The organism is Streptomyces sp. NPDC047079, assembly GCF_040643755.1.
In the GTDB taxonomy this organism is placed as follows: domain Bacteria; phylum Actinomycetota; class Actinomycetes; order Streptomycetales; family Streptomycetaceae; genus Streptomyces.
The window spans coordinates 1-10,025 of record NZ_JBEYUZ010000057.1; the positions used below are offsets into that span (position 1 = coordinate 1).

12 protein-coding genes and 2 pseudogenes are annotated in these 10,025 nt (G+C 71.7%); 10 read left to right on the forward strand and 4 right to left on the reverse strand.

The features are described from left to right. Positions 1-167 (forward strand): annotated as a pseudogene (locus ABZ823_RS30600) (4-hydroxy-3-methylbut-2-en-1-yl diphosphate synthase); the annotation flags it as partial. Positions 168-198: 31 nt separating this feature from the next. Here the strand turns inward: ABZ823_RS30600 and ABZ823_RS30605 are convergent. Beyond that, positions 199-663 (reverse strand): ATP-binding protein, encoded by a 465-nt coding sequence (locus ABZ823_RS30605; RefSeq protein ID WP_361666105.1) that lies wholly within the window; start codon positions 661-663, stop codon positions 199-201. A 135-nt stretch (positions 664-798) separates the two neighbouring features. Here ABZ823_RS30605 and ABZ823_RS30610 point away from each other — a divergent pair, with 135 nt between their 5' ends. From ABZ823_RS30610 to ABZ823_RS30630, 5 genes are all read left to right on the forward strand, one after another. Then, the gene (locus ABZ823_RS30610) at positions 799-1,611 is read left to right on the forward strand and encodes a helix-turn-helix transcriptional regulator (protein ID WP_361666108.1); all 813 of its coding nucleotides are present in this window, start codon (positions 799-801) and stop codon (positions 1,609-1,611) included. Then, positions 1,608-1,865 carry a DUF397 domain-containing protein gene (locus ABZ823_RS30615; protein ID WP_361666111.1) on the forward strand — a complete coding sequence of 86 codons (258 nt, stop codon included), beginning with the start codon at positions 1,608-1,610 and terminating at the stop codon, positions 1,863-1,865. Before ABZ823_RS30610 ends, ABZ823_RS30615 begins: the two co-directional genes overlap by 4 nt. Positions 1,866-1,956: 91 nt before the next feature. After that, positions 1,957-2,805: a GNAT family N-acetyltransferase gene (locus ABZ823_RS30620; protein ID WP_361666114.1), complete on the forward strand. Its 849-nt coding sequence runs from the start codon at positions 1,957-1,959 to the stop codon at positions 2,803-2,805. Between the two features lie 31 nt (positions 2,806-2,836). Continuing rightward, entirely contained in the window at positions 2,837-3,385 is a 549-nt protein-coding gene (locus tag ABZ823_RS30625; RefSeq protein WP_361666116.1) for a GNAT family N-acetyltransferase, read from the forward strand. A 108-nt stretch (positions 3,386-3,493) separates the two neighbouring features. Then, positions 3,494-5,194 (forward strand): proline--tRNA ligase, encoded by a 1,701-nt coding sequence (locus tag ABZ823_RS30630; RefSeq protein ID WP_361666118.1) that lies wholly within the window; start codon positions 3,494-3,496, stop codon positions 5,192-5,194. Positions 5,195-5,291: 97 nt separating this feature from the next. Here the strand turns inward: ABZ823_RS30630 and ABZ823_RS30635 are convergent, their stop codons facing one another. The 3 genes from ABZ823_RS30635 to ABZ823_RS30645 all read right to left on the reverse strand — a co-directional run bounded on the left by ABZ823_RS30635 (position 5,292) and on the right by ABZ823_RS30645 (position 7,291). After that, complete coding sequence (locus tag ABZ823_RS30635; protein ID WP_361666121.1) at positions 5,292-6,194, reverse strand: aminoglycoside phosphotransferase family protein; 903 nt, start codon at positions 6,192-6,194, stop codon at positions 5,292-5,294. 75 nt (positions 6,195-6,269) lie between these two features. Beyond that, positions 6,270-6,758, reverse strand: coding sequence for a ferritin-like domain-containing protein (locus tag ABZ823_RS30640; RefSeq protein ID WP_361666123.1), 489 nt, complete (start codon positions 6,756-6,758; stop codon positions 6,270-6,272). Continuing rightward, complete coding sequence (locus tag ABZ823_RS30645) at positions 6,755-7,291, reverse strand: hypothetical protein (RefSeq protein WP_361666126.1); 537 nt, start codon at positions 7,289-7,291, stop codon at positions 6,755-6,757. The genes ABZ823_RS30640 and ABZ823_RS30645 overlap by 4 nt, the downstream gene beginning before the upstream one ends. Before the next feature lie 231 nt (positions 7,292-7,522). On the opposite strand from ABZ823_RS30645, the gene rimP reads away from it, so the two are divergent. From rimP to ABZ823_RS30665, 4 genes and pseudogenes are all read left to right on the forward strand, one after another. Beyond that, the gene (gene rimP, locus ABZ823_RS30650; RefSeq protein WP_361666128.1) at positions 7,523-8,032 is read left to right on the forward strand and encodes a ribosome maturation factor RimP; all 510 of its coding nucleotides are present in this window, start codon (positions 7,523-7,525) and stop codon (positions 8,030-8,032) included. A gap of 2 nt (positions 8,033-8,034) precedes the next feature. Next, a complete protein-coding gene (nusA, locus tag ABZ823_RS30655) occupies positions 8,035-9,030 on the forward strand; it encodes a transcription termination factor NusA (protein WP_361666131.1) in 996 nt (331 codons plus the stop codon). 128 nt (positions 9,031-9,158) lie between these two features. Then, a complete protein-coding gene (locus ABZ823_RS30660; RefSeq protein WP_361666134.1) occupies positions 9,159-9,470 on the forward strand; it encodes a YlxR family protein in 312 nt (103 codons plus the stop codon). 145 nt (positions 9,471-9,615) lie between these two features. Next, a pseudogene (locus ABZ823_RS30665) lies at positions 9,616-9,921 on the forward strand (translation initiation factor IF-2 N-terminal domain-containing protein); the annotation flags it as partial. Between the last annotated feature and the right edge of the window lie 104 nt (positions 9,922-10,025).

The following is a 10,025-nucleotide window of genomic DNA, read 5'->3' on the forward strand; positions in this document are numbered from 1 at the left end:
CCTCCGGCAACGGCAAGGGTCAGATCTTCGTCAAGGGCGAGGTCATCAAGACCGTGCCCGAGTCGAAGATCGTGGAGACCCTGATCGAGGAGGCCATGAAGCTGGCCGAGCAGATGGAGAAGGACGGCGTGGCCTCCGGCGAGCCGTCCGTCTCGGTCGCGGACTGACCTCCGCTTCCCGCGCTTTTCCCGAGTCCCGTCACCTGGGGGTGGCGGGACTCGGTCGTACCTCCGCCCAGACGCACTTCCCCGGACTGCGCGGCTCCACGCCCCACCGGTCGGCGAGAGCCTCCACCAGCAGCAGGCCCCGCCCGGACTCGTCGGCCGCCGGGTCCTGTGGGGGCCGGGACTCAGGCAGGCGCTCGGTCCTGGTGTCGGAGACCTCCAGCCGTACGCCGTCCCGCCCCTCGATAAGCCGCAGGTGAAAGTCCCGCCCCGGCACATGCCCATGCCGTACGGCGTTGGCGGCCAGCTCGGCGGCGAGGAGCGTGACCGTCTCGTTGAGGGAGCCCTCGTAGGGATGCCCCCACTCATGGAGCCGATGCGCGACCAGACGCCGGGCGAGCCGTGCGCCCCGGGGACTGGACGTGAACCGCATCTCGAACGAGCGTGCGGGCGCGAGGCACTTCTGCATATGCCGGTCGGAAGGAGTTGCTGACTTCATGATGCTCACGCTCGCGCACGCTGCGTAGCGTTGAACAGCGGCTGAGCCGGGACCGCCGCGCGTTGTACGTGGTCGGGGCGCGTCTGTACGCGGGGCGAGCCGTAACCGGTGCCGCGTGAGAACGGTGAGGGGTGTATGAGCGACGAGGAAACCGCGGGGACGGGTGTGCCGCACCTTTTCGGGCGGCAGTTGAAGAGGCTGCGGACGTGGGCGGGGATGGGACGCGCGGAACTGGGCGCGCGTACGGGGTACTCGGAGTCGACCATCGCGTCGTTCGAGCAGGGGAGGCGGATTCCGTCGGGGCAGTTCGTCGCGAAGGCGGACGACGCGCTGGGCGGGCACGGGGTGCTGCTGGAGATGGTCGAGGAGTTGGAGCGGGCCCAGTATCCGGCGTTCTTCCGGGATGCTGCGAAGCTGGAGAAGGAGGCCGTTGCCCTGCACGTCTTCGCTGTGCAGGGGGTCCCCGGCCTTTTGCAGACGGAGGATTACGCTCGGTCGGTGTTCGCCATGTGGCGACCGGCCCTTGAGGAGGAGACGATCGAACAGCGTGTGGCGGCGCGGCTGGCACGGCAGGCGATCCTCGCGCGGAAGCCGATGCCCACTGTCAGCTTCGTGATGGAGGAGTCCGTCCTGCGCAAGCGACTCGGTGGAGTGGCCGTTGCGAGACGCCAGTTGGAGCAGATTCTGCTGGTGGGGCGACGGCGCGACGTGCATCTCCAGGTGATGCCGGACGACGAAGAGCATGCCGCGCTCGGCGGCCCGTTCACCTTGATCGAGACGATGAAAGGGCGCAGGATCGCCTATGTGGAGGCGCACACCCATAGTCGCCTCTTCACCGACCGCCGGACGGTCAGGGAACTGGAGGAGCAGTACAACCTTTTACGGGCACAAGCCCTGACCCCGCGTGAATCGTTGGCTTACGTAGGGAAGTTGCTGGGGGAGACGTGAATGTCGAAGCGCTGTCCGAACTGGCGTGGTTCAAGAGCAGTTACAGCAGCGGAGCGGGAGGTGAGTGCCTCGAAGTCGCCCTCGCCTGGCGCAAGTCCAGCCGCAGCGACGACCAGGGCGGCCAATGCGTAGAAGTCGCCCCCTGCCCCACCGCCATCCACATCCGCGACTCCAAACTCGCCCCCGAGACCGGCCCCGCCCTCACCCTCCCGCCCACCGCCTGGAAGGCGTTCATAGGGTTCGCCGCCAGGTGACGGTTCGCTTACCCGGTGCTACGGGCGGCGCCGAACAGGCACGCCAGGTACAGTGCGGAGATCAGCAGACCCCAGGGTGAGGCATCCGCACGTGTTGACGCAGACCACGACCCGGGTCCTCGAACCGAGTGACCTGGACGCCGCGCTCGCCGTCCTCGACCGCGAGCCGGTCGCGAACGCCTTCGTGACGTCCCGGGTCCAGGTCGCGGGCCTCGACCCCTGGCGCCTCGGCGGCGAGATGTGGGGCTGGTACGAGGACGGCATGCTCACGTCGCTGTGCTACGCGGGCGCCAACCTCGTGCCGATCTGCGCGACCCCGCGCGCGGTGCGCGCCTTCGCCGACCGGGCCCGGCGTGCCGGCCGTCGCTGCTCCTCGATCGTCGGCCCCTCCGGGCCCACCGCCCAGCTGTGGCGGCTGCTGGAGCCCGGCTGGGGTCCGGCCCGCGAGGTCCGGGCCCACCAGCCGCTGATGGTCACCGACCGCATGCCCGCCGACATCGCCCCGGATCCTTACGTCCGCCGCATCCGCAAGGACGAGATAGAGACGATCATGCCGGCGTGCGTGGCGATGTTCACCGAGGAGGTCGGCGTCTCCCCGCTGGCCGGTGACGGCGGGCTGCTGTACCAGGCCCGGGTCGCCGAACTCGTCGGCGCGGGACGCTCGTTCGCCCGCCTCGACGACCAGGGCCGGGTCGTGTTCAAGGCGGAGATCGGCGCGGCGACCCCGCACGCCTGCCAGATCCAGGGCGTCTGGGTCGCCCCCGAGTACCGCGGCCGGGGCCTCGCGGCGCCCGGCATGGCGGCGGTGCTGCGGTACGCGCTCGCGGAGGTGGCCCCCGTGGTGAGCCTGTACGTCAACGACTTCAATACTGCTGCCCGGCGGACCTATCACAGGGTGGGGTTCCAGGAGGTCGGCGCATTCATGAGCATCCTGTTCTGAGACGGGCCCGGCACCCCGGTAGGCTCCAGGCATGCCGCGTACCACCGACGACGTAGTGATCGGCCCCCTGGACCTGTCCGCACGCGTCGACGAGGCGCTCGCCGTGCAGGCCGTCGCGTTCGGGCTCGGAGCGGACGAGATCGCCGTACGCCGCCAGATCGTGCTGCGGCACATGAACTACCCGGGGGCCCGCGCCCTCGGCGCCACCACCGCCGACGGACGGCTCGCCGGGTTCGTCTACGGCATGCCCAACGACCGTACGCACTGGTGGTCCACCGTCGTCGAGCCCTATCTGCGCGCCCAGGGCCACGACGACTGGCTCGACGACTCCTTCGTGATCACCGAGCTGCACGTGCACCCTCGCCACCAGAACCGTGGCATCGGCCGCGCCCTGATCACCACCATCACCGACAGCGCCGGGCAGCCCCGCTCGATCCTCTCGGCGATCGACACCGACAGCCCGGCCCGCGGCCTGTACCACTCACTGGGCTATGTGGACCTGGCGCGCCAGGTGGTCTTCCCCAGCGCGCCGAAACCGTACGCCGTCATGGGCGCCCCGCTGCCGCTCCGCCGCCGTTGACGGATTTCCACCGGCACAGCAAGCCCGGCTAACCTCCTAGCCATCACCCTCCCTCACTCCCGGCTTCGCACGGGCGGGGGGACCGCATCGGCAGGAGTACGAGAAACCATGGCGAACGCACCGGTCCAGCGCATGTCCCAGTTGATGGCGAAGACGCTGCGCGACGACCCGGCGGACGCCGAGGTCCTCAGCCACAAGCTGCTGGTCCGCGCCGGATACGTCCGCCGTACCGCCGCCGGAGTGTGGACCTGGCTGCCGCTCGGCAAGAAGGTCCTCGCCAACGTGGAGCGGATCGTCCGCGAGGAGATGGACGCGATCGGTGCGCAGGAGGTGATGCTCCCCGCCCTGCTGCCGCGCGAGCCGTACGACGCGACCGGCCGCTGGGACGAGTACGGCGCCGAGCTGTTCCGCCTCAAGGACCGCAAGGGCGGCGACTACCTGCTCGGCCCGACCCACGAGGAGATCTTCACCCTGCTGGTGAAGGACCAGGCGTCCTCGTACAAGGACCTGCCGGTCATCCTGTACCAGATCCAGACGAAGTTCCGGGACGAGGCCCGGCCCCGCGCGGGCATCCTGCGCGGCCGCGAGTTCCTGATGAAGGACTCGTACTCGTTCGACCTGGAGGACGAGGGCCTCGCCCAGTCCTACGCCCTGCACCGCCAGGCCTACCAGCGTGTCTTCGAGCGCCTCGGCCTCGACTACCGGATCGTCGCCGCGACCGCGGGCGCGATGGGGGGCTCCAAGTCCGAGGAGTTCCTCGCCCCGGCCGAGGCCGGTGAGGACACCTTCGCCGACTGCCCCAACTGCGACTTCGCGGCCAACACCGAGGCGATCACGTACACGCTGAAGCCGGTCGACGCCTCGGGCGTGCCCGCGCTCGAGGAGATCCCCACCCCGGACACCCCGACCATCGAGACCCTCGCCGCCTCGCTCGGCGTCCCCGCCTCCGCCACTCTGAAGAACCTCCTGGTCAAGGTCGACGGTGAGATCGTCGCCGTCGGCGTCCCCGGCGACCGCGAGGTCGACATGGACAAGGTCGAGGCGCACTTCGCCCCGGCGGTCGTGGAGATGGTCACCGAGGCGGACTTCGCGGCCCGGCCGGACCTGGTCCGCGGCTACGTCGGCCCCCAGGGCCTGGAGAAGGTCACATACGTCGCCGACCCGCGCGTGGCCCCCGGCACCTCCTGGATCACCGGCGCCAACAAGGAGGGAATGCACGCGAAGAACGTGGTCGCGGGCCGCGACTTCGAGGTCGACGCGTACGTGGACGTCGTGGTGGTGCGGGAGGGCGACCCCTGCCCGAAGTGCGGCACCGGCCTCAAGCTCGACCGCGCCATCGAGATCGGCCACATCTTCCAGCTGGGCCGCAAGTACGCCGACGCCCTCAAGCTCGACGTCCTCGGCCAGAACGGCAAGCCGGTCCGTGTGACCATGGGCTCCTACGGCATCGGTGTCTCCCGTGCGGTCGCCGCGCTCGCCGAGCAGACCGCCGACGAGCAGGGCCTGTGCTGGCCCGCGGAGGTCGCCCCGGCCGATGTGCACGTGGTGGCGGCGGGCAAGGCGCTCCAGACCGAGCTGGCCCTCGATGTGTCCGGGAAGCTGGCCGAGGCCGGCCTCCGCGTGCTGGTGGACGACCGGGCCGGTGTCTCCCCGGGCGTGAAGTTCACGGACGCCGAGCTGATCGGTGTGCCGAAGATCCTGGTGGCGGGCCGCCGCTCCGCCGAGGGCGTCCTGGAGCTGAAGGACCGCCGGACGGGTGAGCGCGAGGAACTGACGGTGGACGAGGCGATCGCCCGCCTCACCGCCTGACGGCCGGACCGTTCCCTTCGCCGACGGCCGCCGGTCCCACGACCGGCGGCCGTCCGCGCACGCACGCCCAGCCCCACGCCGACCCCGGCCCCGGCGGCTACAGCCAGGTCGCGAACTCCAGCAGAAGTTCCGCGTCCCGCGTGCGGCCCACGCGGCGCGCCCGTGCCCCGGACTCGACCGCCCGGAACAGCGTCCAGCCGCGCAGCCGCTCCTGCTCCAGGTCCAGTGACTCCGCGAGCCGCTTCACCCGGCGGCGGGTGATCGCCGCGCCGGAGGGCGCCGCGATCAGGTCCTCCACCCGGTCCCGCACCAGACGCGCCAGATCGAAGGCGCGCTCGCCGACCACCGGGTCCGGGCCCACGGCCAGCCACGGCAACCGCTCCCCGGCGAGGATCTTGCTCTGCCGGAGCGTGCCGTGCAGCAGCCGGTCCTCGGTCGGCGCGGCCAGCAACTGCTCGCGGGCCGCGAGCGCCGCCTCGATCAACGGCGCCGCCTCGGGGTCCGTACGGGCCCCTTCCCGCATCGCCTCGGCCTGCCGCCCGGTGCGCCCGGCCACCGTCTCGAAGGAGTGCCCGGCGGGCGGCTCCACCCACAGCCGGCGCAGCGTGCCGGCCGCCTCCAGCAGGGCCTTGGCCTCCGGCAGTGAGCGCACCGACATCTCCGGATGGAGCCGCTCCAGCAGCAGCACACCCCGCTCGGGGTCCGCGTCCAGCAGCCGGACCGCCCCGAAGCCGCCCCACTGCTCGAGCGCGTCCCGTTCTCCGCCCGGCCGGGCCCACGGCGGCGCCAGCTTCAGCACGGCGGGCGTGCCGTCCGCCTGCCGCACCAGCAGCACCAGGCTGCTGCGGCCCCCCGGCGCCTGCACCCGCTCCACCGTCAACCCGCGTAGATCGACGGCGTGCCGGATCAGCTCGGGGAGCTTGTCCAGCCACTCGGCGCCGCCGTCCCGCTGCGTCTCGCCGAGCGCCCGGACGAGACGCTGCGGCGGTTCGAAAGCCATGCGCGAGGGGTTTCCTTTCCAGGTCGGCTTCGCACGCGTGCGGTGTGCGCGTACGCCAGGGTCCCGCGGTGCCGCTCAGGTCCGCGGTGTCACCGGCGCGGCGGAGGCGGCCCCCGCCGCCCGCTCGGCGAGACCAGGGAAGGCTACGCTCCCGCCGCGCCAGCGCACCGCCCGCACCGCCGCCTCCCGCAGCGCCTGTGCGGCGGACCGCCGCCGCTCGCCCGTCGAGGCCCGGACCAGGTCCGAGTACACCCCGGCCACCCGCTCCTCCAGTTCGGCGGCGAGCCGCACGGCGGCGGCCGGGTCCGGCACGGAGAAGGGCAGCGCATACGCGGCCGCCGCGGCCTCCGGAGTGCCGCCCAGGTCCCGTACGGCCCGCGCCAGCTCGTCCCGCCGGGCGCGGTGGGCGTCGTAGGCGGCGCGTGCCTCCGCCCGACGTGCCTGCTGGATGCGCCCGCCGACGACACCGTAGCCGTAGACCGCGGCGTGCTCCGCGCGCAGGGCGGCCTGCAGGGCCGCGAGCTCGCCGCCACCGGCCGTCGGCGTGCTGTCGCTGGTGCTCACTTTCCGCCCTCCGTCAACAGGTACACGTGCGCGGCCCCGGCCGCCGCCACCGACGCCAGCAGCCGCGCCGGCTCGCCCGGCACGTCCAGCAGCGCGTCGGCGCGCCGGTCGGCCAGGGCGCGCTCGGCCGCGGCCAGCCCGGCGAGGGCCGCCCCGGGGTCCGCCGGTACGGCGGACGCACCCGGTGAGGCCGATGCCGAGGCCCCGGGGGAGACCGGCGCGGAAGCCGAGGGGGACGCCGAGGCCCCGGCACGGCCGCCGAACGCCTGTGCGTGCCGGAGGACTTCCGCCCGCAGCGGCCCCAGCCTGGCCGCCAGCGACGGATGGGCCGCGATCACGGTGGCGTACCGTTCCGCCAGTTCCTCGCTGTCGCGGGCCGCACGCGCGCGTACCCGGTCGGCGGCCGAGGAGCCGCGGCCCGGGCCGGCCTCGTCGGAGGTGCCGGAGCAGCCCGCGGCCAGCGCGGCACCCGCGGCCGAGGCGAACAGGCTCCTTCTGCGCAGACGGGTGCGCGGATGCGGGGGGAACGGCACGGCAGACGTCCTCGAAGACCTCGTACGAACGGATGGGCGGCTGCCCGTGATCACCGTACCCGCGCGCCGCCCCACCGCTCGCCATCGGCTCGGCCGGCCCCGTGCCATCGCCGGGATCGGCGGCCGTCGGGCGGCGGCGCCGGTGGACGGCAACACCCTCCGGGACCGGATACCCTTTGACCTGACACGCGACCATCCCACAACAGCACACGCGGCCGAGGAGTCACCCGGATGAGCACCACCCAGAGCGAGAGGCTGCGAGAACTGCTGGAACCGCTCGTCAGCTCCCAGGGCCTTGATCTCGAAGAGATCGCGGTGGACTCCGTCGGACGCAAGCGGGTGCTGCGCGTCGTCGTCGACTCCGACACCGGGGCAGACCTCGACCAGATCGCCGATGTGAGCCGCGCGCTCTCGGCGAAGCTCGACGAGACGGACGCGATGGGCGAGGGCGAGTACACCCTCGAGGTCGGAACCCCGGGCGCGGAGCGCCTCCTCAGGGAACACCGGCACTACGTGCGGGCCGCGGGCCGGCTGGTGAAGTTCCAGCTGGCCGAGGGCGGCGAGCTGGTCGCGAGGATTCTGCAGGTCGACGACGAAGGAGTCGACCTCGAGGTGCCGGGTGTGAAGGGCCGCAAGGCCACCACCCGCAGACTCGCCTTCCCGGACATCGACAGGGCGCGCGTGCAGGTCGAGTTCAGCCGCAAGGACACGAAGGACATGAAGGAAGAGGAGGAGGCGTAGCCGTGGACATCGACATGAGTGCCCTGCGGGGCTTGGTACGGGAGAAGGAGATCTCCTTCGACCTGCTCGTCGAGGCGATCGAGGCGGCCCTCCTCATCGCCTACCACCGCACCGAGGGAAGCCGCCGCCACGCGCGCGTGGAGCTCAACCGGGAGACCGGCCATGTGACTGTGTGGGCGAAGGAGGACCCCGAGGACCTTCAGGAAGGGCAGGAGCCGCGCGAGTTCGACGACACCCCGTCGGGCTTCGGCCGTATCGCCGCCACCACCGCCAAGCAGGTCATTCTCCAGCGCCTGCGCGACGCGGAGGACGACGCGACGCTCGGCGAGTACGCGGGCCGCGAGGGCGACATCGTCACCGGTGTGGTCCAGCAGGGCCGCGACCCGAAGAACGTGCTGGTCGACATCGGCAAGCTGGAGGCCATCCTGCCGGTGCAGGAGCAGGTGCCCGGCGAGAGCTACGAGCACGGCACGCGGATCCGCTCGTACGTCGTTCGGGTGGCGAAGGGCGTGCGCGGTCCATCCGTCACCCTCTCGCGCACCCACCCCAATCTGGTGAAGAAACTCTTCGCGCTGGAGGTGCCGGAGATCGCCGACGGGTCCGTCGAGATCGCCGCGATCGCCCGTGAGGCCGGCCATCGCACGAAGATCGCCGTCCGGTCCACCCGATCGGGTCTGAACGCCAAGGGCGCCTGCATCGGCCCCATGGGCGGCCGGGTGCGCAATGTCATGGGCGAGCTGAACGGCGAGAAGATCGACATCGTCGACTGGTCGGACGACCCGGCCGAGATGGTGGCGAACGCGCTGTCCCCGGCCCGCGTCTCCAAGGTGGAGATCGTGGACCTCGCGGCCCGCTCCGCCCGGGTGACGGTCCCCGACTACCAGCTGTCGCTCGCGATCGGCAAGGAAGGGCAGAACGCCCGTCTCGCCGCCCGGCTCACCGGCTGGCGGATCGACATCCGGCCGGACACCGAGCAGCCCGCCGACCGGCAGGGATGAGGTCCCTGACCTCGGCCGGGGAACAGATCCCGGCCGAGTGTCGCTGAGATCACGACAGTTTTATGCGCAGCAAGTGTTCGATTCTTGCCCCAAAGGGGTGAGGTCGGTGCGGGGAGGTAGACTTAACCGTGTCTGGCCGGACGCATGCCCGCGCATGCCCTGAGCGCACCTGTGTGGGGTGCCGGGAGCGAGCGGCCAAGACCGAACTGCTGCGTACCGTGGTGATCGAGGACGCCTGCGTCCCCGATCCTCGCGGTACGCTGCCCGGCCGGGGCGCCTATGTGCACCCCGCGCCGGCTTGTCTCGACCTGGCGGTCCGCCGCCGGGCGTTCCCCCGGGCGCTCCGCGTCCCGGGACCGCTCGATGTAATGGCGTTGCGCCAGTACGTCGAGCAGACCGAAGGTTGCCGACAGCGTCTCGCTGAGCAGGCAACACCGTAAGAAGCGCCGCGCGGCACCCCGTGCGGTCTGGTACCTCGCGAGTCGAAAGCAGGTCGAGATTGCGATGAGCACTCGATGAGTACGCGATGAGTACGCCCATGAACTAGCGACGGTCCGGCCGCAACCCGGACCTCAAAGGAGCGAAGTGGCTAAGGTCCGGGTCTACGAACTCGCCAAGGAGTTCGGTGTCGAGAGCAAGGTCGTCATGGCCAAGCTCCAGGAACTCGGTGAATTCGTCCGTTCGGCGTCCTCGACGATCGAGGCGCCCGTAGTACGTAAGCTGACCGACGCCTTGCAGCAGGGCAACGGCGGTGGCGCGAAGCCCGCCGGCCCCCGCAAGGCAACACCGGCGAAGCCGGCCGCGCCCTCCCCGGCGCAGGCCGGGGGTGCCTCCCGCGCCGTCAAGGCAGTGGGGGACCGTCCGGCTGCCCCGCGGCCGCCGGCGCCCAAGCCCGCGGCGCCAAACTGAGGCCGCGGCCCGGCATGGTGCTGGGAACGTTCTGGGCGACCTTGCGGTCGATCTCCGACTCGGTCGGGTCACCGAGCCGCAGCTCG

What these genes read in the sequence shown, in the direction of transcription:
- ABZ823_RS30605 (WP_361666105.1), bottom strand. Translation starts at nt 663, where the DNA reads ATGAAGTCAGCAACTCCTTCCGACCGGCATATGCAGAAGTGCCTCGCG.
- ABZ823_RS30630 (WP_361666118.1), top strand. Translation starts at nt 3,494, where the DNA reads ATGGCGAACGCACCGGTCCAGCGCATGTCCCAGTTGATGGCGAAGACG.
- ABZ823_RS30625 (WP_361666116.1), top strand. Translation starts at nt 2,837, where the DNA reads ATGCCGCGTACCACCGACGACGTAGTGATCGGCCCCCTGGACCTGTCC.
- rimP (WP_361666128.1), top strand. Translation starts at nt 7,523, where the DNA reads ATGAGCACCACCCAGAGCGAGAGGCTGCGAGAACTGCTGGAACCGCTC.
- ABZ823_RS30610 (WP_361666108.1), top strand. Translation starts at nt 799, where the DNA reads ATGAGCGACGAGGAAACCGCGGGGACGGGTGTGCCGCACCTTTTCGGG.
- ABZ823_RS30635 (WP_361666121.1), bottom strand. Translation starts at nt 6,194, where the DNA reads ATGGCTTTCGAACCGCCGCAGCGTCTCGTCCGGGCGCTCGGCGAGACG.